This window comes from Brevibacillus brevis (genome assembly GCF_900637055.1).
In the GTDB taxonomy this organism is placed as follows: Bacteria; Bacillota; Bacilli; order Brevibacillales; family Brevibacillaceae; genus Brevibacillus; species Brevibacillus brevis.
Map to the genome: position 1 here is coordinate 6486133 of NZ_LR134338.1, position 22044 is coordinate 6508176.

General features: G+C 46.1%; 24 protein-coding genes and 1 pseudogene. 15 read left to right on the forward strand and 10 right to left on the reverse strand.

The features are described from left to right. Positions 1 to 85: 85 nt before the first annotated feature. Positions 86 to 1054 (reverse strand): ABC transporter substrate-binding protein, encoded by a 969-nt coding sequence (locus EL268_RS31335; protein WP_106657263.1) that lies wholly within the window; start codon positions 1052 to 1054, stop codon positions 86 to 88. A 213-nt stretch (positions 1055 to 1267) separates the two neighbouring features. Further along, entirely contained in the window at positions 1268 to 2416 is a 1149-nt protein-coding gene (locus EL268_RS31340) for a glycosyltransferase (RefSeq protein ID WP_106657264.1), read from the reverse strand. A gap of 173 nt (positions 2417 to 2589) precedes the next feature. Between EL268_RS31340 and EL268_RS31345 the strand changes: the two genes are divergently transcribed. The 11 genes from EL268_RS31345 (at position 2590) to EL268_RS31395 (ending at position 11507) form a co-directional block, all read left to right on the forward strand. Beyond that, positions 2590 to 3492, forward strand: a complete 903-nt coding sequence (locus EL268_RS31345) for a class I SAM-dependent methyltransferase (protein ID WP_106657265.1) — start codon at positions 2590 to 2592, stop codon at positions 3490 to 3492. Next, positions 3449 to 4150, forward strand: coding sequence for a glycosyltransferase (locus tag EL268_RS31350; protein WP_106657266.1), 702 nt, complete (start codon positions 3449 to 3451; stop codon positions 4148 to 4150). Before EL268_RS31345 ends, EL268_RS31350 begins: the two co-directional genes overlap by 44 nt. Before the next feature lie 2 nt (positions 4151 to 4152). Beyond that, positions 4153 to 4848, forward strand: coding sequence for a class I SAM-dependent methyltransferase (locus EL268_RS31355; RefSeq protein ID WP_106657267.1), 696 nt, complete (start codon positions 4153 to 4155; stop codon positions 4846 to 4848). A 110-nt stretch (positions 4849 to 4958) separates the two neighbouring features. Further along, positions 4959 to 5276 (forward strand): alpha-helical endospore appendage domain-containing protein, encoded by a 318-nt coding sequence (locus EL268_RS31360; RefSeq protein WP_106657268.1) that lies wholly within the window; start codon positions 4959 to 4961, stop codon positions 5274 to 5276. Between the two features lie 239 nt (positions 5277 to 5515). Beyond that, on the forward strand, positions 5516 to 5821 hold the full coding sequence (locus EL268_RS31365) for an alpha-helical endospore appendage domain-containing protein (protein ID WP_106657269.1): 306 nt from the start codon (positions 5516 to 5518) through the stop codon (positions 5819 to 5821). A 233-nt stretch (positions 5822 to 6054) separates the two neighbouring features. Beyond that, a complete protein-coding gene (locus EL268_RS31370; protein WP_106657270.1) occupies positions 6055 to 6396 on the forward strand; it encodes an alpha-helical endospore appendage domain-containing protein in 342 nt (113 codons plus the stop codon). A gap of 59 nt (positions 6397 to 6455) precedes the next feature. After that, on the forward strand, positions 6456 to 6821 hold the full coding sequence (locus tag EL268_RS31375; RefSeq protein ID WP_106657271.1) for an alpha-helical endospore appendage domain-containing protein: 366 nt from the start codon (positions 6456 to 6458) through the stop codon (positions 6819 to 6821). Between the two features lie 35 nt (positions 6822 to 6856). Continuing rightward, on the forward strand, positions 6857 to 7672 hold the full coding sequence (locus tag EL268_RS31380; RefSeq protein ID WP_106657272.1) for a hypothetical protein: 816 nt from the start codon (positions 6857 to 6859) through the stop codon (positions 7670 to 7672). 28 nt (positions 7673 to 7700) lie between these two features. Further along, positions 7701 to 8624, forward strand: a complete 924-nt coding sequence (locus EL268_RS31385; RefSeq protein WP_106657273.1) for an MBL fold metallo-hydrolase — start codon at positions 7701 to 7703, stop codon at positions 8622 to 8624. A 25-nt stretch (positions 8625 to 8649) separates the two neighbouring features. Beyond that, a complete protein-coding gene (locus EL268_RS31390) occupies positions 8650 to 10521 on the forward strand; it encodes a glycosyltransferase (protein ID WP_106657274.1) in 1872 nt (623 codons plus the stop codon). Between the two features lie 101 nt (positions 10522 to 10622). Continuing rightward, positions 10623 to 11507: an alpha-helical endospore appendage domain-containing protein gene (locus tag EL268_RS31395; RefSeq protein ID WP_115984393.1), complete on the forward strand. Its 885-nt coding sequence runs from the start codon at positions 10623 to 10625 to the stop codon at positions 11505 to 11507. A gap of 77 nt (positions 11508 to 11584) precedes the next feature. Here EL268_RS31395 and EL268_RS31400 read toward each other — a convergent pair whose 3' ends face one another. From EL268_RS31400 to tnpA, 3 genes are all read right to left on the reverse strand, one after another. Beyond that, positions 11585 to 11926, reverse strand: coding sequence for a zinc ribbon domain-containing protein YjdM (locus EL268_RS31400; RefSeq protein ID WP_106657277.1), 342 nt, complete (start codon positions 11924 to 11926; stop codon positions 11585 to 11587). A gap of 152 nt (positions 11927 to 12078) precedes the next feature. Further along, positions 12079 to 13170 (reverse strand): IS200/IS605 family element RNA-guided endonuclease TnpB, encoded by a 1092-nt coding sequence (gene tnpB / locus EL268_RS31405; protein WP_106657278.1) that lies wholly within the window; start codon positions 13168 to 13170, stop codon positions 12079 to 12081. Positions 13171 to 13172: 2 nt separating this feature from the next. Beyond that, a complete protein-coding gene (gene tnpA / locus EL268_RS31410; protein WP_106657332.1) occupies positions 13173 to 13577 on the reverse strand; it encodes an IS200/IS605 family transposase in 405 nt (134 codons plus the stop codon). Positions 13578 to 13843: 266 nt separating this feature from the next. On the opposite strand from tnpA, the gene EL268_RS31415 reads away from it, so the two are divergent. Further along, positions 13844 to 14392 carry an NADPH-dependent FMN reductase gene (locus tag EL268_RS31415; protein WP_106657279.1) on the forward strand — a complete coding sequence of 183 codons (549 nt, stop codon included), beginning with the start codon at positions 13844 to 13846 and terminating at the stop codon, positions 14390 to 14392. Positions 14393 to 14441: 49 nt separating this feature from the next. On the opposite strand, the gene EL268_RS31420 is transcribed toward EL268_RS31415, so the two are convergent. From EL268_RS31420 to EL268_RS31440, 5 genes and pseudogenes are all read right to left on the reverse strand, one after another. Beyond that, positions 14442 to 15629, reverse strand: coding sequence for an ABC transporter permease (locus EL268_RS31420; RefSeq protein ID WP_106657280.1), 1188 nt, complete (start codon positions 15627 to 15629; stop codon positions 14442 to 14444). Then, positions 15626 to 16347: pseudogene (locus EL268_RS31425) on the reverse strand (ABC transporter ATP-binding protein). The gene EL268_RS31420 and the pseudogene EL268_RS31425 overlap by 4 nt, the downstream one beginning before the upstream one ends. Positions 16348 to 16359: 12 nt before the next feature. After that, positions 16360 to 17622, reverse strand: coding sequence for an efflux RND transporter periplasmic adaptor subunit (locus tag EL268_RS31430; RefSeq protein ID WP_106657281.1), 1263 nt, complete (start codon positions 17620 to 17622; stop codon positions 16360 to 16362). A 166-nt stretch (positions 17623 to 17788) separates the two neighbouring features. Then, a complete protein-coding gene (locus EL268_RS31435) occupies positions 17789 to 18880 on the reverse strand; it encodes a sensor histidine kinase (protein ID WP_106657282.1) in 1092 nt (363 codons plus the stop codon). Beyond that, a complete protein-coding gene (locus EL268_RS31440; RefSeq protein ID WP_106657333.1) occupies positions 18873 to 19574 on the reverse strand; it encodes a response regulator transcription factor in 702 nt (233 codons plus the stop codon). Before EL268_RS31440 ends, EL268_RS31435 begins: the two co-directional genes overlap by 8 nt. 196 nt (positions 19575 to 19770) lie before the next feature. Between EL268_RS31440 and EL268_RS31445 the strand changes: the two genes are divergently transcribed. From EL268_RS31445 to EL268_RS31455, 3 genes are read left to right on the forward strand one after another with little or no spacing between them, the layout of a single operon-like run. Beyond that, positions 19771 to 20556 carry a transporter substrate-binding domain-containing protein gene (locus tag EL268_RS31445; protein WP_106657283.1) on the forward strand — a complete coding sequence of 262 codons (786 nt, stop codon included), beginning with the start codon at positions 19771 to 19773 and terminating at the stop codon, positions 20554 to 20556. A 51-nt stretch (positions 20557 to 20607) separates the two neighbouring features. After that, the gene (locus EL268_RS31450) at positions 20608 to 21261 is read left to right on the forward strand and encodes an amino acid ABC transporter permease (protein WP_007720310.1); all 654 of its coding nucleotides are present in this window, start codon (positions 20608 to 20610) and stop codon (positions 21259 to 21261) included. Continuing rightward, entirely contained in the window at positions 21258 to 21980 is a 723-nt protein-coding gene (locus EL268_RS31455; protein ID WP_106657284.1) for an amino acid ABC transporter ATP-binding protein, read from the forward strand. The genes EL268_RS31450 and EL268_RS31455 overlap by 4 nt, the downstream gene beginning before the upstream one ends. Positions 21981 to 22044 lie beyond the last annotated feature (64 nt).

Sequence of the window (22044 nt, forward strand, 5' to 3'; positions counted from 1 at the left end):
CCACCTCGATCAACTACCACGTGCAGGAACACGGAAAAGACCAGATCAGCGATCGGTCTTTCCAGCATTTGCATCGTATGTGTTCTTATTTATCCTTACTGTACAAAAGGTTCACTGCCTCTTCGACAATACGTTCTGCGGATTTCAGTCCGCGATAGCGCGTCCAGAGGTCGCGATTTACTTTGTGTACTTCCTGATTTTTGACTGCGGTGATCTTGTTCCAGAGCGGATTTTGCTTCCATTCGTTCAACAGCGCGTCGTCGGCCTCCGCCAGGAAAATCACGTCCGGGTCCCACTGCACCATTTGCTCCAGACTGATTTTTACCGTTGGTTCTGGCGCATCTTGAATCGCATTTTTGATTCCAATCATTTCGAGCAATTCGCCATCAAACGATTTTGCACCATGTGCGGACAGCGAATCTGCGCGGAACACACCCAGCATGACATTGCGGGAATCATCAGTTGGTACCTTCTTTTTAAACTCTGCGATGATCTCCTTGTGCTTGATCAGGCGTTGTTCTGCTTCTTTTTGCTTGTTCAGCGCTTCCCCAATCGTGGCAAACGAGCTCAAGTTTTCCTGATACGTCGAGTTGCGGCTTTTCAGGATGATCGTCGGTGCGATTTTTTGCAAATCCTTGTAAATGTCTTTGTGGCGATTCAAATCAGCGATAATCAAATCCGGCTGCAATGAGCTGATGACTTCCAGACTCGGCTGTTGACGTGTCCCAACAGGGGTATACTCGATTTTTTTGCCGATCAGTCCTTCTACATCCTTATCCTTCTCCTGCGCGATTCCTACAGGCGTCACTCCCAGCTCCCATAGTCCGTCCACAAAGGAGTACTCCAGCGCGACGACTCTTTTCGGGTCTCCGGTCATTTCCGTTTCGCCCAACTCGTGTTTTACCATGCGCTTTTGTGTGGTTTGCGCGCTATCTTGACCTGCTGCTGGCTGTTTTTGCTCTGCGCTTCCGCATCCGGTCAGCAATACCGTACCTGCCAGTGCAAGCGTCCAAAGCATATGACCGAGACGTTTTATTCCGTTTGTTCGCTTCATTTTTGTCCCTCACTCGATGTAATTGATAATGATTATTATTACCGATTAAATGCGCTTTTTATTGTAACAATCCGCTGCCGCAAATGAAACATTGTGCTTATTAAACCTTTTAGCGCAATAAAGGTGATTAACGTCATTTTGTTCATGCTTCGCCATTACGAAAAAAAGCCGTTACGCCTGAACAATCGACGTAAACGGCTTTTCGCCACGATGCTATTTGTTGTGTTGCGTATGACATACTTCAGACGTCTGGCTCAGCTTTTCTAATGCTTCTTTGGCTGGCGCATGATTTTCCGCCATCGCCAACGCCGTCTGATAAGCTGCCACGGCCTCTTCCACTTGACCCAATCCTTCGTAGCAGAGCCCTTTGTAATACCAGGCGTGAAAACTTCCCGATCCCTTCAAGGTCAGATGACGAATGTTGCTCTCACCTAGCTCCAAGCAATGATCAAATGTCATCAATGCTCGTTTATAGTCCTTTTTCAAATATTGAATGATCCCTTTGTACAAATGCAAATCAACGTAGTCAGGATAAATCTCGATTGCCTTCTCAATTCCTGGCCACGCCCCCTCCGCACTGCCAATCGAGATCAACGTAGAGTATTTGAGCTTGTAAAGAAGCGAAGGCGGCATCATATGGTTTTCGAGAAACCCGATAATAGACAGATTCACGAACTTGAACGTTTTCTCATGCTCCTGGATACGTGAGAATTCACTGGCAAGATGATACTCAATCCATGGAGAGTGGTCCTCTTTTTCCAATTCCTTCATTAGCAGCTGAATATTGCGCTCGAATTTTTTCTTTCTGCCAGTAAATTCATTCATGTAGCCGTAATGGTATATCCGTACAGGCAAGATTTGAATGTGGAGGTCTTCGGTCAGATTGGGAAGAACTTCTTCTACGTTGAGCGTTTCATGGATGGGAAAATGGAAGCGAAAACCGATGCTATTGCGAAACAAACGTGAGTGAGCGATATGAAAAGCATCGTCTTCATTTTTTTCATCTCCAATGTAATTTATTAGATGGATATAAAAAAGAGAATCTTCTTGCCCGCGAAGCAGCTCTTTCACTTTCTTGCTGTCTTCCTTATTCATTTCCTCATCGGCATCCATCCACAAAATCCAGTCGCCCGTTGCTTTTTCCAGTCCAAAGTTCCGCGCTTCTGCGAAGTTATCCTGCCACTCATACGAGAGCACGACCGCTCCGAATGACTTGCCTATCTCTATCGTTTTATCGGTACTCCCCGTGTCTACGATAATCATTTCATCCACAAGATCTTTCACGCTTTCCAAGCACTTGTGAAGGCACTCTTCTTCGTTTTTTACAATCATACATAAGGAAATCTTGGGCGCCTCAGACACGCTGCTCATCTCCTTTTACACACATCACTGAGATCGTAGTCTATCCCCCCTTTACTCTATGAGCGGACTGCTCCTTTCAGAACGGCGCCATCTCCTTGGTTTTTGAACCTTTTGCATGAACAGAGCATAGGTAGTTGTAGGCAGATATCACAAAGAAAGCAGGGATCGTATCCATGCATGACTCATGCCCTTTGTGCAACAGTTCTCAGGTTGCGCTTTTCCACCAGTACGCTACCTTCTCGCTCCTAACATGCAAAGATTGTGATCTCGTTTTTCAGCCTCACCTCGACCAAGTCAACGTGACACAGCTGGTTGCAGACATTTACGATGCGAGTTGGGTTTCCATGCGGGATCAATACGCCAAAAATACATTTACAGAACATGCGATCTTCCATACATTGCTGCTCGATATGTGGTTTTCGGAAAAAGGGAAGCTGCTCGAAATTGGTCCAGGAACAGGAGAGTTGTTATTCCTTGCTCGTGAGGCTGGGTGGGAGGTTATTGGGGTAGAGCCGTCACACCAATCATGCGCATACGCCCAAGACCGGTATGGATTACAACTGGTTCACTCGTTATGGAACTCCTCCGTTCTCGCCCCAGAACACATTGGTACTTTTGATGCCATCGTTTTTTGTCACGTCTTTGAGCATATTTCGCATCCGAAGAAATACCTTGAAGAATTGAAGGGGTTTCTTAAACCAGGAGGAAAGATCATTTTTAGCGTGCCGAACAAAAACTCGTTCACCAATAAATTGTTCGGGGTGTATTCCCCGCTGTATACCGAAAATGACCACCTCTTTCATTACTCCCGTGACAATCTGATCTCATTGCTTCATCAAGGTGGCTGGGAGGTTCTCTCCATCTTTTCTCGAGAAGAAACGAATCGCTTGGAAAACCATCTGCGCAAAACCACGCAAACACCTCTACCGATCCAGGACATCATGAAGCTAGCTGTGAATCTCCAATCAACATTCCAAGGCCATGAGATCTTCTGCATTGCAACACGCCAAGCGCAGGAGGTGGAGCACGCAGATGACCAGAGCCAAACTGACTCTTTCTATGATTGTGAAAAATGAGGGCAATCGCTATTTGAGACGAGCGCTAGAAGCACATAAAGACTTTATTGACGCAGCCGTCATCATCGACGATGGCAGTATTGATCATACCGTGGAGCTTTGTAGAGAGGTTCTCAAGGGCATTCCTCTTCACCTGGTTCAAAACGCAACCTCCCAGTTTTCCAACGAAGTTGCCTTGCGCAAACAACAATGGCAAGAAACGATCCAGACTGATCCGGGATGGATTTTGAATCTGGACGCCGATGAAATCATGGATAGCTCCTTCCCCTCGAAAGTTTCCGAGATTTTGGAACAGCAGACATACCAGGCGATCTACTTTCGTTTGTACGATATGTGGAGCGAGACGCATTATCGCGAAGATGTGTATTGGAATGCCCATCATTACTACCGTCCTTTTATGATCAAGTATCGCCCTGACTTCCCATACATATGGAAGGAAACCCCTCAGCATTGCGGCAGATTCCCTCTCTCAATCAACCAGTTCCCTTACCTGTGCCATCTATCACGCGTGAAACATTTTGGCTGGGCCCGACTAGAAGACAGACAAAGCAAGTACAACCGCTATCAGCTCCTCGACCCCGACGCCAGATATGGCTGGAAGGAACAGTATGAATCGATCTTGGATCAACATCCCAATCTGTTGGAATGGGTGGAATGAAGATGATCGTTCGCGATATCGAAAAAGCTTTGCAGCAATCTAATTGTAATCACTGGCGATACAACTCACTCACGTTGAGCAAACAGGCCCTCGTACATACATGCCGTCATATCAAAAAAGAAAATGAGAAGTGCCAGATACTTCAGTTGGGTGGAGGTGACTCCGCTCTGTTTTGGAAATCACTTGGCGAGCTTGAGCTGCTCCCGGTTCAAGCAACCATTGTGGAGCATCATCCGATTCGTGCAAAGGAAATCAAGGAGAGTCTAGGTGATGTACCTCATGTCAGCTTGGTGACCAGCTCTTTGAAGCAACTATCCGAAGAGGAATGGAACAAGATCTTCGACAATCCAACAGAGAGCAGGAGCTTGTGGCCTGCCATCGGACAGCATGTTCCTGAGAATCAGTTTGATCATTTTTCTATTCAAAACGCATTTTACGCGGATTTGGACCAACTATCGCTTTCCGTTCATTCAGTAGATGTCATGGTTGTAGACGGTCCGCATGGCAACGGCCGCTCTCTGGCCTATCCACTATTTGTTGACACGCTCAAACCAGATGCGCTTATTCTCGTAGATGATTTTGATCACTATCCCTTTCTGACTCATCTCGGAAAAATCTATCACTACGAAGAACTTTTTCGAGAGATAGCCGGAAATCGTCGCTGGGTATTGGTAAGGCTTCAAGGCACCAAAAATTAATGGGCGGCTACCCATTTAGACAGACACCGCCATAGGCACCTGTGCATATCCTACTCTCGAGACAGTTTGATAGGGTGGTTACATACTAATCAATCCATGAGGTGATGATCATGTCCCAAGCATCGATCCCTAATATTACGCCTGTTATCTCGATTACTCTAGACCAAACCACTTCGCTATTGCTTGCCTCCATTGCTTTAGAGGAGCTGGCTTTGGCTCAAATTCTGAACGCAGAGGCTGAAAAACTCCAATTTGTTTTAGGTACCCTTGATCCAGGGCTCGAACCAGCACCAACACTCTCCGACATCCTGCTCGTCAATGCAAGCGTTCGTCAAACGATACAAGATGTCATCAAAAAAGATATGCTCCTGCAATTCAAATTGGAAAATATCGTGGATAATCTTATTCCACAGATTCCTTCGATTTAATAGGCCTCATTCGTATGGAAACTATCCCAATACCACTGGTCCGGGTCAATCGATCCGGGCTTTTCGCATTCCCTGCTTCCTTACGCATGTGTACAAATAAACAGTTCAGTGGGACACACACCTATGCATACACTTACCGTAATGAAGACAAAGGGGGGAATAGCTAACGCTCACGGTTTAGAAGTAAGCGATAGGCTTACGAGTAAAACAGTTATCCATTCCTTCAAAGAGGTGATCTCATGTCTCACCCTACCATTCCTAACATTACCCCCACCATCTCCGTTACGATTGAGCAATCCGTATCTTTATTGCTGACATCCATTGCTATGGAGGAATTGGCTTTGGCGCAAATTATGAATGCAGAGGCGGAAAAGATCCAGTTTGTGGTAGGTGCATTGGGGATTACGCCTGGGGTCGTCCCCACCATCTCTGACATTCTTGCCGTTGACAACAGTGTTCGCAGAACGCTGCAAGATGTCATCAAAAAAGATATGCTCTTGCAATTCAAGCTGGAAAGTGTGGTTAACATTATCCCGGGCACCTGAATACGATTAAGTTGTCATATTAAGATCGCGGTTACATAACATGTACTGCGAGGAAGTTTCCATTTATTCACTATCAATATACGCGATCCTATGACGACCCTATCGTTTTTAAGCACGTTGTAAGAAACTTGCCCGAAGGCGTTCTATGCAAATAACGGGAAGCAGATCGCCTTCTTCTTCGGGCAAGTCTTATTATGTATACAAAATCAGACAATCAAAGGATGTAGATAACGATGTCAATGCCCACGGTCCCCAATATAACACCGGAAATTATATTGAAACGCAACGAAGTATTAAATCTGCTTCTCACCTCTATTGCGCTGGAGGAAATCGGACTTTCTCACATTATTAGGGCAGAGGGGGAAAAGATCCAAAAGATCGTGAAGGAGCAAGGCCTCTCGCTCAATGATGCAATTACCCTAAACAATAGCGTAGAACGAATGCTGCGCAATGTTATCAAGACAGAGATGCTTTTGCAATTCAAGCTGGAGGACATTATTAAGCTGGAGCAGATGCATGATGATCATCAGGATGACTTACCTGACTTGCCCGATCCTCCTTGCCTCGAAAAATAACTCCCCTTGCTCACACTGCTTTTCATGGGGATTCATAATTTTATTGAAGAGGGATGATGATGACCTTACAGGATAAAGTTCCATCATATGATGTGCCTACGCGCGAAGAAGCTTTGAGTCATTTGCTGCAATCGATTGCCCTAGAGGAAGAAGCCTTGTCCAGATTGCTAAACGCCGAAGCTGACAAAGCCCTTGCTTTCGTTGGCAAAAATCTGGACTTCCCTAACAACCCCTCCAATGATGAGATCATCACCTTTAATCGTACAGTCATTTCGATTCTGGATTCGGTGCTGATGGCTGAATGGCTTTTGTTAAAAAAGCTGGATGCGGCCATTCACATGTACCCTGTGGCGCTTAAATCAAATTTTGAGATGGAACAATCTGATTTCGCGGATGAATTGGATGACATCACCATCGACTATTAACGATTGTTCATTTCAGGAATTCGAGGTCAATTGCCATGAAGAACAGAGGTATCGATGACCAAACCGTTCTAAAGCTGACCTATTCCCTCGTCCAGTTGGTCAAAGGATTGGAATCCCGCTTTCATCATGCCAAAGATTATGAGCTTATGCTGTTTAGCTACCAACTATCAACGATGATCAATCTGCTCGTCAGACTGCATACCCACATACATAATAAGCAGATTGCTCACAGCTTTCTTTTTGAATCGCGTCCCCCTCTTCATCCCACTAGTGAAATGTCCACACATGTCCTTGCTGCGATTGCCCGGTTATCGGAATTGGTAAAGACATGGAGGTTTCCACATAAACAAATCGCCACATTGATAGAAAATCATCTGCAGCAATTACAAGCTTTTTACTTGATAGAAGACCATTCTCATCATCAAACAAAGTATATGGAACCGGAAGAGAATTCCCCCTACATCAAGCCGATGCAATTGGAGCTAGAAGAAGATTTACCAAATGACGAACCGATACGTCTGGATCTGGGTGAGCAAACGAAAACTACTGACGCTCCACCTATGCCTTCCCCAACCCCTCCATTGCTCGCAAACAACGCACGCATCGATACAGCCAACAACCGGAAACCAGTACGTCCAAAACCCCCATTATTAACACAGGCTGCATCCGTCCCTACTCCCGATAAAAACAAAAACAAATCTATGCGTCCCAAGCCTGTAACCACCGTGGCGAAAGTGCGTGGACAGAAAAAAATGCTGGCTAAGCGAGTGTCTGCACCTGCAAAGCCTCCCTTTGTATCGAACTCCGTAAAGGTACGTATCGGGAATGTCACCAAGGTCATCCACATATAAACCTGAATCTAATGAAGGAGTAAGGGATATGGATCGTTTGGAATTGATCGAAGTGACCGGCAACAGTTACGTGGTCTCCGGAAAATACGGGATCGGTGTCTATTTGGATAGGCCCAGCAAAATCGCTGTTTTCATTGATAGCGGACCGAATGCCACGGTCATCGAGGAAGTATGCACGAAAATCAGTAATCGAGGGTATCAAATCCTTGCCGTTGTTCATACACATGGTCACGCTGTTAATCACGGTGGCAATCTCTATTTGAAAAAGAGGTTCCCCAACATTCGCATCTATGCGACACATCTGGCATCCTATCTCATTGAAAATCCGCATCTCGAGCCTTTGGTTTTCGACGCAGGTGGAGAGTCTGATGCGAAGCCTGATCAAAATAAAGAGAATGCGCGTGCGCTCGTAACGGATTATCTTCCATCCACCGATGGTATCTTTCACGTCCATACCATTCCATTCAAAATCGTCTCCTTACCTGGACATTCACCGGGAATGGTCGGCATTGTCACCCCTGATCATGTCCTTTACTGCGGCGATGCCTTATTTGGTCCCAAAACATTGAACAAGCAGAATCTCCTTTTTTTTAACGATCTGAGGGCTGCAAGGAGAAGCTTCAAGAAGCTTTCGATGATGAAATTGAACGCTTATGTGCTTTACCATGGTGGAGCCTTTAAGACAGTAACGGGTTTAATTAACAAGCATCTCACCCTTATGAAAAACACTTCTGCTTTTCTTGAAGCATTGATTCATGAGCAGCCAAGCACTCTCGAACAAGTCGTCCAAAAAGTCATGAAAAAGTATGAATTTGAGGATGACTTGCACCGCTACGGTTTGACTACTTCGATTATCCGCTCTTATTTAAAAGAGCTGCAGCAAGAGAACCGAATTGTCGCAAAAGTGGACAATGGTTTACTGCTATTCAGCAAACCTGCGGCAACCACTTGAACAAGGCTATAGATGGGGGTGTACCATGGGTAAAAAACGTATTTTAATCGGTAGTCCCATTCAACAATTCCCAATCATTTTGGAGGAATTCCTTCAATCGCTCACGGAGCTGACTACCAAAAACGAACTGGTTCATTACATGTTCATTGACGATAACAAAGACCCACTATCCAGTACACTCTTGGCTGATTTCGAGAAGGAGAACAAACGAACAGTCATCCTCAAAAACACAGACGATGACACGTATGTCCGGAATGAAATGACCCATTATTGGACGGAACGAAATATTTGGAAAGTAGCCCAAATGAAAGATACGATTATCTCCTATGCGCTCAAAGAGGGTTTCGATTACTTGTTTTTGATCGATTCCGATCTCGTTTTACACCCTCACACCCTGCAACAATTGCTTCAAGCCAAGAAAGATATTATCTCCAACATTTACTGGACACGTTGGCAGCCTGATTCGATTGAGCTTCCTCAAGTTTGGCTGATGGATCAATACACGTTGACACGCGAAGGCACGTCCGAATCAGCGGAGAACCAAAACTTTTTAGAGATGCTGCGTAAACCGGGTGTGTATGAGGTAGGAGGCCTCGGTGCATGCACGTTAATCCATCGAAAAGTCTTGGAGGCAGGCGTCAGCTTCAAGCGAATAGCTAACTTGTCGTTCTGGGGAGAAGATCGGCATTTTTGCGTTCGGGCTGTTGCTATGGGCTTTTCTTTGCATGTAGATACACACCTTCCTGGATACCACATCTACCGTCAGTCGGATCTGGCAGGAGTGAGTGAGTATCGCAAAAAAAATGGCATGACAGCGGGGAAAGCGAATCAGATTTCCATCAGTTTATGCATGATCGTCAAAAATGAAGAAGACGCTCTGGAGCGTTGCCTCTCCACCGTTGCGGATCTCGTCGATGAAATCATTATCGTCGACACGGGTTCAACAGACCGCACAAAAGAAATTGCGTCCAACTATGGCTGCACCATTTATGATTTCGAGTGGATTGATGATTTTTCAGCTGCACGAAACTATGCGTTCAGCAAGGCAACATGCCCCTATATTTTGTGGCTGGATGCAGACGATATTCTTCTGGAGAAAGACCGTCAGCTCTTCCGCGAGTTGAAGTTTACGTTGAATTACAGCATCGACAGTGTCACGATGAACTACAATCTTTCTGTGGACAGCAATGGGAATGTGGCATACAGCATTCGCCGCAATCGCCTCGTAAAACGCGACCGTGGTTTTCGCTGGATCGGGCCCGTCCATGAGTATTTGGAAGTGAGTGGAAACGTCATCAACAGTGATATATCCATCACGCATAACAAGCAGAAGGAATACACGGACCGCAATCTGCAAATCTATCGGCGCAGGGAAGCCAAAGGGGAAGAATTCTCTCCACGGGACTTGTACTATTATGCGAATGAATTACGCGACAATCAGTATCATGAAGAGGCCATTACTTTTTACACCAAGTTCCTGAATACCCAACAAGGCTGGGTAGAAGACAACATTAACGCTTGCTTGAAGTTGGCGAATTGCTATTCTCATCTATACGAGAGACAAAATGTTCTGTCCTCGCTATATCGTACGTTCAACTACGATCGCCCACGGGCTGAAGCGTGCTGCCAGATTGGAGCCTTTCATGTCGAAGATAAAAATTGGCTGCTGGCCATTTTTTGGTATGATCTCGCAACAAAAGTGGAGCGACCTGCTGAAAAACTCGCACACATCGACCACGTTTCCTGGACGTGGCTACCTCATCTGCAACTCTGCTTATGCTATTCTCAAATGGGGGATACCGAGAAATCACGTCACCACAATGATATTGCCTACTCATACAACCCAACCCACCCTAGCATTCTCTACAACAAAAAGTATTTTGAGTCTCTGACCTGACTCCTAATCGTGGCATTGGATCACCCACTAGCTGACTCCAATGCCACGATTAGGAGTGTTTTTTACGAGTGTTTTGAATCTCTACAGAAAGGAATGATAAGATGTCTCAGGCAAATATCCCCAACATTACCCCTACCATTACCTTAACCAGAGATGATGCCATTAACTTGCTTCTCTCATCTATTGCGTTAGAGGAATTGAGCCTCAGTCATATCCTCAACGCCGAGGGCGAAAAGCTACAGTTTGTACTCGGTACTCTACCAGGAATATCTTCACCACCCGCAACGATCAGTGACCTCCTTACAATGAATCAGAGCGTGCGTGACACGATCAGAGTCATTACGCAAAAAGAACTTCTGCTAGATTCCAAGCTGAATTCGATCTTGTCCATCCCCATATCCGTTGGGGCGACTGGAGACACTGGTGCTACAGGTGCTACAGGAGCTACCGGGGCTACCGGAGCCACTGGGGTGACTGGCACGACAGGCGCGACTGGACCTGCTTTCACCGCTGAAAACTTCTCTGCCTTCTTATCAACTGTGACCCTCAGCGCATCTTCCCAATTAGTGAACTGGTCAACAGCCAGCCCCTACTATAGCAGTCCAAGTTTCGATGCTGAAACTGGCACTTACACAGTGCCAACGACTGGAACTTACGCCATAAAAGCAACCATTAACTATGAAACGAGCACAGCCATTACCGCTAGTTTAGACGAGGGAATCACCCCTGCATGTGAAGTACGGAGACTCACCCCTGCTGAAACAAGTCTCATTATTGGTGATTTCCCTATCCTCAACCTAAACATTGCGCTCGTACTCACATTAAGAGCTATTTTGGGGGCTGGAACAATCACCCTCGCAGGTGACGTTCAACTCAATGAAGGGGATACGCTCGGTTTGTTTTATGTAGCCAATGGATTGACTATTAACCTCAACTTAGGAGGCGGCGGCGAGGGCATCGTCTGGTCCATTCATCGTCTCAGCTAACACCTCATTCCTTACGAAAAAAGCTGACTGCACTCTAACATGCAGTCAGCTTTTTCTTGTCCGAGGCATTCCCCAGCTTACACCTTTTTCACAAATTCGGATTTTAGCTTCATTGCGCCAAAACCATCGATCTTACAATCAATATCATGGTCCCCATCGATCAGGCGAATGTTTTTTACCTTTGTTCCTATTTTTACAACTAATGAAGTTCCTTTTACCTTGAGGTCTTTAATGACCGTTACTGTGTCGCCATCGTTAAGGACATTTCCATTTGCATCTTTGATGACTTTATTATCTTCATCATTATCGTTACCTGCTTGGAGCGTCCACTCATGACTGCATTCCGGACAAATCAAGGAGCTTCCATCTTCGTACGTGTATTCTGAATGACATTTTGGGCAATTTGGCAATTGACTCATCTTTGATATAACCTCCATTCGATACTGTCCATTCGATACTGTCCATTCTATCTTGACACTCCCCATACCTAAAGGCGGGGGATTCTTGGGTAATCACTCCTAACGGAGTGAATTTTACCAAGCTATCCCTGTGTGTCCCACAGTTTAGTTGACTACGCCAACAATCGAAGTCCTTCTTGCTCAATATTGATCGCAGCGTTTTGGTCACGATCATGTTGTACGCCACAGTGCGGGCATATCCAACTGCGCAAGTTGAGACTTTTGACTTCTTTGTTGCGGTATCCACAGTTTGGAGTTGAGCAGAGCTGGCTTGAAGGAAATTGTTTTCCAACAATGGAGACCTTTCTTCCATACCATTCTGCCTTATACTCCAGCATCGTACGAAACATAGCCCACGAAGCATCTGCAATGGATTTGGCTAACTTGTGATTTTTGATCATATTTTCCACTTGCAAGTCCTCCAAACAGATCACTTGGCTTTCGTTGATCAGCTTGGTTGACAGCTTATGTAGGAAATCGTTACGGGTATTTGCAATTTTTTCGTGGAGTCGAGCTACTTTGGTACGCGCCTTGTTCCGGTTGTTGCTGCCTTTTTGTCTACGAGATTGAATCCGTTGCCACTTCGCAAGTTGTTTTTCATACTTGCGATAGTATTTGGGATTTGCCACCTTCTCACCTGTAGAAAGAATGGCGAAATCCTTAATCCCAAGGTCAATCCCAACGGTTTGTTCTACTTTTGGGAGTAATTGACTCTCTGTTTCACACAATACGGACACAAAGTATTTACCTGAAGGATTACATCTAATCGTAGCCGATAGGATTCGCCCTCCAACTTCTCTGGATTTCGCAAACGATACCCATCCCAGCTTAGGAAGTTTGATGCGATTCCCTTCTATTTTGATGTTCATCTTGCATGTATAGGATTGCTTTGGGTTCTTCTTGCTCTTGAATTTGGGATAGCCTTTTTTCTCTTTGAAAAACTTTTTGTAGGAGGAATCCAAATCTTTTAAGGTTGATTGTAGGGCAGTGGAGTCCACTTCTTTCAACCATTCGATTTCTTTTTTTAGTTGCGTGAGCAAAGCAGAACAGTCGTTGTAATTCAGCGTTTTGTTTTCTTGTTCGTAAGCATCTTTTCGTTTCGCAAGAAAGTGATTGAATACAAAGCGAGTACATCCAATTGTCTTGTTGATGAGTGTTGCTTGTTCTTTGTTTGGATACAAACGGAATTTGTAGGCTCTATGCAAGTTCAATCATTCCTTTCTTTTTGAGACTCGATGTATTTCTTAATTACATCGAGTTGCACCGTGCCAACCGTTGCTACAAAGTAGGAGTTTGTCCATAGCGAGGGAAGTCTGCTTTTGAGATGTCTAAATTCCATCCGCAACACTCTGGATGTATAACCCTTCAAATGTTTTACGGCTCGGTGGATTCCGAATTGCGGATCGCATTTGATCAGCAAATGAACATGATCAGGCATGATTTCCATTTCAACAACTTCCGCACGTAGTTCCACTGCCTTTTCAAGAAACAACTCTTTTAATCGAATGTCTACTGGCTCTTTCAAAACCTTTTTACGATACTTCGGACAAAAAACAACGTGATATTTACAGTCAAATACGACATTGTGGTTACTTTCCACTGATCTACTCAGAACCATCACCCATGGTTAATGATACCACTTCGTTAGATCGAGAAGACATATCTAACAGAGATCGACAAAAAAAGAACTATTTTTGTTTGCTCTTAGCAGAGCAAAGTGCCTTATATCCCCATAGCTAAAGCAAGGGGTTTTACGGCACGAGTGATAAGACTCCGAGCCCGCAGCTGGAGGGGCTTTACAGTTACCCCGTTTTTTTAAGCATAATGTTTGATCCAAGGAACTACGATTAAACTAAGCCGCATAAGGAGGAACGAACCATGAGTACTTCAAGCTTAAAAATCGGGATTATTCTGGGCAGCTCTCGCCCAGGCCGAGTCAGTCCCCAAGTAGGTGCGTGGCTCAAAGGAGTTGCCGATCAACGAGGAGACGCAGCGTATGAAATCGTTGATATTGCGGACTTTCACTTACCGTTCTTTGGCGATCCGAATGGTGAGCAACAAGTAGCCGCATGGGCGGCAAAGCTATCCAGCCTGGATGGATTCGTATTCGTTACCGCCGAATACAACCACAGCATCACAGGGGTTTTAAAAAACGCACTCGACCTCGCCCGCAAGGAATGGTACAACAAAGCGGCTGGTATCGTCAGCTATGGTTCATCAGGCGGAACTCGTGCAGCAGAGCACTTACGTGGAATCCTGGGGGAATTGCAGGTTGCCGACGTTCGTACACAACCTGCCTTCAATCTATTTACTGATTTTGAAAATTACACGGTCTTTAAACCATCCGAATTGCACATCCCACATGTAAACGACATGTTAAATCAAGTGATTAGTTGGTCAACGGCATTGAAATCGGTTCGAGACTAATAGAAAAATGACTAGCAGCGATATCTGCTAGTCATTTCTTTTTCGTTCCTCACTCATAGCGCAACGCATCAATCGGATTGAGCCTGGCTGCCTTATGAGCCGGGTAGAGCCCGAAGAAAATACCGATGGCACTGGAGAACCCGAAGGCGATTACGATACTTTCCCACGATAATAGCGGCGGCACATCGACATATTGCGAGGCAAACATGGCTGTCCCGATACCAAGCAGTACCCCAAGTGTTCCGCCAATCAGGCAGACGATCATCGATTCGATCAAAAACTGCAGCATAATATCTCCGTATCGTGCCCCTAACGCTTTGCGAATGCCGATTTCCCGTGTCCGCTCCGTGACAGATACGAGCATGATGTTCATGACGCCAATCCCACCGACAAACAGCGCAATCCCGGCTGCGACACTAAAAATCGTGGTGAGCGTGCCGGAAAAGGAATCCATCTCCCCCAGTGCATTCTCGATACTATCGATTTGGTAGTAGTTTTCGCGATCGTGCCTGCGGTTTAAGTACTTCTCTGTCTGCTTCTTGGCTGCTTCCATTGTTTCCTTCGACTTGGCTTTTACAGTTATCGTATGAACCATCTTCAACCCGGCCACATTTTGCAGGTAGGTAATCGGTATATAGGCAGTCTCGGATTGACCATTGTCAAACATCAGCTTGTCTTCCCTCACCACGCCAATGACGACGGCTGATGCTGTTTCGTAAGTCAAACGCTTCCCAATCGGGTCTTCACGTCCGAAAAGTCCTGCCGCTAACTCTTCGTTTAAAACAATGACGCGCTTCCCTTCTCTTACTTCCTCCGCAGTAAAATATCTGCCTCCAACTATTTTCAAGTTTGGTTGAACCTTCAACAAGTCCTCATTTGTTCCATGTATCCTTGCGTCCTGCTCCTTTTTCGGGCCACGAATCGTTCCAGAAAGAGAGAGAAACGGCACGGCCTCTTCAATGTAGGGCGATAGTTTGGGAAGTGCATCTGCATCCTCCACTGTCAAATCAGTAAGTTTGCTTCCTTGCCTCGGGTCCCAGCCAAAATAAACGCTGAAATTCGTAGCTCCCAGCTTCTCCAACTGATCGGTATAGGCTTGTTGACTGCCGTTTCCAAGTGTAATTACGGCAATGACAGACATGATTCCGATGATGATCCCAGACATCGTCAAGGTAGCTCGGAGCTTATTTGACCCAATCCCTTCCAGAGCCGTACGAAAGCTTTCGAGTAAATTCACGTGAGGATCACCTCCTCGGACGGAGTAGCAAACAATCGCTTCTCCACTCGCTCATCCCGGATGATATGACCATCTCGAAACGTAATGACCCGTTCGGCATGCTGGGCGATATCAGCCTCGTGCGTGACGAGCAGAATCGTTACCCCTTGGGCATGCAGCTCCTGAAAAATCGCCATGATCTCGATGCTGGAACGACTGTCCAGATTCCCCGTCGGCTCGTCTGCAAGTAAAATGGCTGGCTGGTTGACCAGCGCTCTGGCAATGGCTACCCGCTGTCTTTGACCGCCGGACAACTGCGTCGGTTTATGATCCATCCGCTGTCCGAGTCCGACACGCTGCAGCGCCGCTGTCGCTCTTTTTTTGCGTTCTGTCATGCCGACGCCCGCATACATCATCGGCAGCTCTACATTTCGCAGCGAAGTGGCACGTGGCAACAAATGAAATGATTGAAAGACAAAGCCAATTTTTTGATTGCGTACCTGCGCCAGCCCACTATCCTTCAACTGCGTAACATCAATTCCATCCAAGACATACGAGCCGGAGGTTGGCCGATCCAGACAACCCAGCATGTTCATAAACGTCGATTTTCCGGAACCAGAAGGTCCCACGATCGCTACGAATTCACCTTGAGCCACATGTGGATATTGATATTTTGCAAAGCGAACAACTCCAGCTCATCTGTCTTGTACTGCTTGGTTAACCCCTCAATGTGCAGCATATGTATCCTCCTTTACTCCGCAAACTCTTCGGGAGATGCTTGGAAGACCGCTTCATTTTCCTGCAAGGTTTCCGGCGGATTCGCTACCAATTCTTCACTGCCATCCAATCCGCTTTCAATTTGAATAAACAACTCACTTTCAATCCCAGTCGTCACTTTTTTCTTCTTGGCCTTGCCATTTTCCGCTACCCAGACAAAGGAAGATCCATCTTGATCCGTTACTACTGCCTCAATAGGCACTTGCATGGCGTTTGCTGCTTTTTGCAGGACGATGTCCACATCCACGTGAAAGCCTGGCTTCAAATACTCCCTCGTCTCATTCAGATCGACAGCGACCTTCACTCTCGTCTTCTCTCCCTCCGGTCCTTGACTGGTTACGGCTATAGGAGAGATGCGCGACACCTTGCCCTGCAACTGTTCTCCACCCAAGGAAAGGCCTGAAACCACTGCATCCTGTCCGATTTTGATTTTGCGCAAATCAGATTCGCCTACCTCTGCTTCGACCATGACGTCACTTGTATCTCCAATCGTGAGGATTTCCTCGCCTTTACTCAAGTACTTCCCTTTTTTCACCTTCGTCGAGAGCACCGTCCCGTCAATCGGTGAAACAATGCTGCTTTGCACACGTTGCTTTTCATATTTCGCTTTTTCCAAATTCAGCTTTTGAATTTGCGCCTCATAGGAGCGAATCTCCGACTTGTCTGGCCCTTTTTGCTTCAAGAGTAAATCTTGCTTTGCGACCTTCACGCTTGATTCCGCTGTTTGCAGCTTTTGCTTCGCCTGCTCTACAGCTTGTTGAGTAGACACGCCAGCAGTGAACAGCGATTGTGTTCGTTGGTAGTCTTTTAATGCCGTTTGGTACTCGCGTTCATGCTGGGCAAGCTGCTCCTGCAGTTTCGTGACTTCCTCAGGCTCCACACCTTTGGAGAGCCTTGCGATATTCGCTTCCTGAATGGTGATTTGCGCCTCGATATCCATGATTTCATTGCTGACATCGGACATGTCGATATTGCCAATTACCTGCCCTTTCGTCACTTTGTCTCCCTCCTTGATGGAGAAATTCCGCAGATCGCCTGCATAGTTGGCGAACAATGTATGTTCATTTCGCACTTTGACCATGCCTGACGTCAAAATGGTGCTTTCCAAATCGGCCGTTACCACCGTTAATAACGTGACAGGAACACCACTCTTCTTTTCGCCCGAAGAAGCCGCATAGCCGCCAAGCCCAGCGACAAGCACGCCTACCCCCAGCCAGATCCACAAACGTTTTTTCATATTCCTTACCTCCCCAAAAACTTTAAACCCCGATCATTCTTAGCCAATCAAAAAACCCCACTTTTTCTATTACAGGTTCCACCCTGGCTCGTCACCCGATCAGGATAAGGAATACTGTTAAAAGAAAAAGTGGGGTAAAACTTAAATTTTTTTAAAGTGAGGGATTCTATTCGAAAGGTAAGCGTACTTCAAAAATCGTCCGGATCAAATTGCTCTCGGCAGAAATCGTCCCTTCGTGGCGCTCGACGATATTTTTGGCGATAAATAGCCCAAGACCTGTGCTTCCGTTTTGATGACTTCGGGCCTTGTCTCCCGTGTAAAACATCTCGAAAAGATGCGGCAGATCTTCCGGGGGAATCTCGTTGCCATAATTGATAATCTGCACAACGACTTCGTTGCCCGCAAGATAACCATTGATATCAACAAACTGACCATCGTGTCCGTAACGGATGGCATTTGTCATGATGTTCTCGAAAACGCGCGCCAAGAGTTCGCCATCTCCGCGAACTGTCAATCGAGGTGCCACATTCATTCTGGTTTCCAACTGATTTTTCTCCAAGGAAGGGTATAGCTCCTCGTTTAACTGCATGAGCAGTTCACTCAGGTCAATCAGGTTTTGTTGGATGGTGAGCATGCCGTAGTTCATTCTCGTAATTTCGAAGAGCTCATCGATCAGCTTTTCCAAACGCTGCGACTTGGTAAAAGCAATATTTGTGTAATGCCTGGCTTGTTCCACTGTTAACTGCTCGTCCCGCAAAATGATGTCCAAATACCCTAAAACAGAAGTCAGCGGCGTCCGAAGGTCATGCGCCAGATTCAAAACCAGCTGATCCTTGCTGCTTTCGGCAAAATCTCCTCTTTGTACGGCTTCCTGCAATTTTTCACCCGCCAGATTGATGTCCTTGGCAATATCTGCGAACTCATCGTTTGACGGTATTTGAACATGATGGGTAAAGTCCCCATTCGCCAGATGATGAATTCCTCTGGAAATCTCCTGAAAATAGATGGCATACCGTTTCGTTAGCAAGAAGAAAAACAGTATGGCTAGTGGAACAAAAATAATCAAAAAGAAGTAAATGTCCCCTATTTCCCGCATAAAATAGCGAATCGGCGTTAAAAAGCTTTCAAACCTTACCTGTGTTCGATAGTAAAGCTGAAGCGTTTTAAAGATCACATAGGTAACCGCACCGGATAGAAGCATACTTAGGCCCAGAAGCTTGACCATTTGGAACCGAAAGCTTCCTATCATCTTAGCCATTAAAGGAATACCCCACGCCCCAGACCGTTTTGATCCACTTGTTCTTGGTTTTTTCTTCTCCCAGCTTCTTTCGCAAGGTGCGAATGTGTACCATGACTGTATTGCAGCCTTCATAGTACGCTTCGCCCCACACCTGCTGGAAAATATTATCCGCACTAAATACCTTCTTTGGATAGCTGGCCAGCAGGTAGAGAATATCAAACTCTTTTGGCGTTAACTCAATCGTTTCTCCGTACAGGCTCACGGTTCGCTGCTCTGGATAAATGACGAGTCCACCTGCCTCTAAGACCTTGTTACTCGCCACTGCTACTGCTGGCTGATTCAGCTGCTTAAAGCGTCGGAGCTGGGCATTCACACGGGCGACCAATTCCATTGGATTGAATGGCTTGGTCATATAATCATCTGCGCCCATCACCAATCCCGAGATTTTATCCAGATCGGACGCCTTGGCACTCAAAAAGATGATCGGCATATTGTGCTGTTCACGAATGAGCCGGGTGACCTCATAGCCATCCAGCCCAGGCATCATAATATCGAGAATCGCCAAATCAATCGAATGCGTCTGCACAGCTTGGAGTGCTGCCTTTCCATCCGCTGCGATAATTGTATGGTAACCTTCTTTTTTTACATGCAAGGCAACGAGCTCAGCAATCTCCGCTTCATCGTCGGCGATCAATATGGTGACGTGCTTCATCGTTTTTCCCATCCCTTGTATCCATTTGCTACCATTATAGCAGGTATGAAAATACTTTTCTGTTATCTCACCATGATATCATTCATACAATTATGGATAATAATTACTTTCAGTTTGTTTTGACTTTACGGACTTTTCTATGTTACTATATTCATGTCCATATCATATCTATCATAAATATACTTGGGGGTAATTTATGAAAAAACTAATGTTTGCTGTTGTTTCTAGTTTGTTGGCGCTCACGGTAAGTGCATGTGGAAGTGGCACAGATCAGGCTGCTACAACATCCGGGCAATCCGGTGCAAAGAAGTACGTTTTTGGTACAGATGCAACATACCCACCCTTTGAGTTTGAAAAAGACGGAAAATACGTGGGAATTGACATCGACCTGATCAATGCGATCGCCAAAGAAGAAGGCTTTGAGGTAGAAATTAAGCCGATGGACTTCAAAGGAATCATTCCGGCTGTTCAAGCGAAGCAATTGGACGGTGCCATTGCAGGGATCAGCATCACTGATAAGCGCAAAGAAATTTTAGATTTCTCTGAACCTTACTATCAAGCAGGTCTTTCCCTGGTCGTGCGTGAGGACAACACAACGATCAATGGAGAGGCAGATTTGGCTGGCAAAACGATTGCTATCAAAAAAGGCACGACTGGCGCTACCTTTGCTGATGAGCTGGGGAAAAAGTACGGAGCCACTGTCAAATACTTCGACGATAGCCCTTCCATGTTCCAAGAGGTTCAAAACGGCAACGCTGATGTGACCATCGAGGACTATCCGGTTATCTCGTATAAAATTGCGGTAGACCCTGCATCCAAGCTGAAAATTGTAGGCGATCGTCTCAATGGTGACCACTACGGCATCGCGGTTTTAAAAGGCAATAAAGAACTGCAGGACAAACTCAACTCCGGTCTGAAGAAGCTGAAAGAGAACGGGAAATACGACGAAATCATCAACACATACTTGAGCACAAAAAAGTAAAAGGCGCAAGACGCGCCTTTTTTTCACCTTAGAAAGATTGGAGTTGTCCAAATGAGCAGTAGTTGGGATGTCATTGTCGATGCACTTCCTGTCTTGGCCCAAGGCTCTGTGGTCACGTTAAAAATAACGGTCATTTCTCTGTTTTTCGCCCTCTTAATCGGATTGCTTTTTGGTTTAATGAGCACGAGCCGCTCCAAAATACTCCGCGGCATTGCAACCGCTTACGTTGACTTTCTCCGCGGCACACCGCTATTGGTTCAAATCTTCTTTATTTATTTTGGATTGCCGCCTGTCCTTGATATCAAAATTCCAGAGACAACCGCAGGTATTCTTGCACTCAGCCTCAATGCCGGAGCGTACCTGGCTGAAATTTTCCGCGGAGGGATTCTCTCCATCGATAAAGGGCAGATGGAAGCTGCTCGCTCCCTGGGACTCACGCACGGAAAAGCCATGCGCCTGGTTATCTTGCCCCAGGCTGTTCGCCGCATGATCCCTGCTTTCGTCAACCAATTCATCGTGACGCTAAAAGACACCTCTCTCTTAACCGTTATTGGTATCCGTGAACTGATGAACAGCGGTGAGATTATCATTTCTAGCAACTTCCGCTCATTCGAAATTTGGGCTGTAGTAGCGGTCTTCTATTTCCTGATGATTTACATCCTCAGCCTGCTATCCCGTTCCCTTGAGAGGAGGTTCGCGAAATGATTCATGTAGAGAATTTGAAAAAGAGCTTTGGCTCGTTGGAAGTCTTAAAAGACATCTCGACTACCGTTGAAGAGCGCGAAGTTGTCTGTGTCATTGGTCCCTCCGGCTCGGGAAAAAGTACGTTTCTGCGCTGTCTGAACCAGTTGGAAGAGGTGACATCCGGCAAAATCACCATCGAGGGCATGGAGGTTACCTCCCCCAAAGTGGACATTAACAAGCTGAGAGAGCGTGTCGGCATGGTGTTTCAGCGGTTCAATCTCTTCCCGCATCTCACGGTTTTGGAAAATATCATGCTCGCACCCAAGCACGTCAAAAATTCGGAGCGCCAGCAAAATGAACAAAAGGCGCTGCAACTCCTCAAAAAAGTAGACTTGGCGGACAAGCGAGACGTGTATCCAGATCGGCTGTCAGGCGGTCAACAGCAGCGCGTAGCCATTACCCGTGCGCTCGCCATGGACCCTCACATCATGCTGTTCGATGAACCTACCTCTGCACTCGACCCCGAAATGGTCGGAGAGGTTCTTCAGGTGATGAAGGATTTGGCCAAAGAAGGAATGACGATGGTCGTGGTTACGCATGAGATGGGCTTCGCCCGTGAAGTAGCCGATCGAGTAATTTTCATGGATGGCGGATACATCGTAGAAGAAGGCACGCCTGCCGAGATTTTTGACAATCCCCAGCATGAGAGAACCAAAGCATTTCTCAGTAAAGTGCTGTAGACAAGCAACGGGCATGATGCGATTTTTCATCCATCATGCCCGCTTGTTTTTTCTATGAAACTCC

Bases quoted from the DNA above. Each gene is read 5' to 3' on its own strand.
- EL268_RS31365 (WP_106657269.1), top strand. From the start codon at position 5,516: ATGTCTCACCCTACCATTCCTAACATTACCCCCACCATCTCCGTTACG.
- EL268_RS31430 (WP_106657281.1), bottom strand. From the start codon at position 17,622: ATGAAAAAACGTTTGTGGATCTGGCTGGGGGTAGGCGTGCTTGTCGCT.
- EL268_RS31395 (WP_115984393.1), top strand. From the start codon at position 10,623: ATGTCTCAGGCAAATATCCCCAACATTACCCCTACCATTACCTTAACC.
- EL268_RS31375 (WP_106657271.1), top strand. From the start codon at position 6,456: ATGACCTTACAGGATAAAGTTCCATCATATGATGTGCCTACGCGCGAA.
- EL268_RS31335 (WP_106657263.1), bottom strand. From the start codon at position 1,054: ATGAAGCGAACAAACGGAATAAAACGTCTCGGTCATATGCTTTGGACG.
- EL268_RS31450 (WP_007720310.1), top strand. From the start codon at position 20,608: ATGAGCAGTAGTTGGGATGTCATTGTCGATGCACTTCCTGTCTTGGCC.
- EL268_RS31360 (WP_106657268.1), top strand. From the start codon at position 4,959: ATGTCCCAAGCATCGATCCCTAATATTACGCCTGTTATCTCGATTACT.
- EL268_RS31440 (WP_106657333.1), bottom strand. From the start codon at position 19,574: ATGAAGCACGTCACCATATTGATCGCCGACGATGAAGCGGAGATTGCT.
- EL268_RS31350 (WP_106657266.1), top strand. From the start codon at position 3,449: ATGACCAGAGCCAAACTGACTCTTTCTATGATTGTGAAAAATGAGGGC.
- EL268_RS31415 (WP_106657279.1), top strand. From the start codon at position 13,844: ATGAGTACTTCAAGCTTAAAAATCGGGATTATTCTGGGCAGCTCTCGC.
- EL268_RS31390 (WP_106657274.1), top strand. From the start codon at position 8,650: ATGGGTAAAAAACGTATTTTAATCGGTAGTCCCATTCAACAATTCCCA.
- EL268_RS31345 (WP_106657265.1), top strand. From the start codon at position 2,590: ATGCATGACTCATGCCCTTTGTGCAACAGTTCTCAGGTTGCGCTTTTC.
- EL268_RS31380 (WP_106657272.1), top strand. From the start codon at position 6,857: ATGAAGAACAGAGGTATCGATGACCAAACCGTTCTAAAGCTGACCTAT.
- EL268_RS31355 (WP_106657267.1), top strand. From the start codon at position 4,153: ATGATCGTTCGCGATATCGAAAAAGCTTTGCAGCAATCTAATTGTAAT.
- EL268_RS31370 (WP_106657270.1), top strand. From the start codon at position 6,055: ATGTCAATGCCCACGGTCCCCAATATAACACCGGAAATTATATTGAAA.
- EL268_RS31455 (WP_106657284.1), top strand. From the start codon at position 21,258: ATGATTCATGTAGAGAATTTGAAAAAGAGCTTTGGCTCGTTGGAAGTC.
- EL268_RS31435 (WP_106657282.1), bottom strand. From the start codon at position 18,880: ATGGCTAAGATGATAGGAAGCTTTCGGTTCCAAATGGTCAAGCTTCTG.
- EL268_RS31400 (WP_106657277.1), bottom strand. From the start codon at position 11,926: ATGAGTCAATTGCCAAATTGCCCAAAATGTCATTCAGAATACACGTAC.
- EL268_RS31385 (WP_106657273.1), top strand. From the start codon at position 7,701: ATGGATCGTTTGGAATTGATCGAAGTGACCGGCAACAGTTACGTGGTC.
- EL268_RS31445 (WP_106657283.1), top strand. From the start codon at position 19,771: ATGAAAAAACTAATGTTTGCTGTTGTTTCTAGTTTGTTGGCGCTCACG.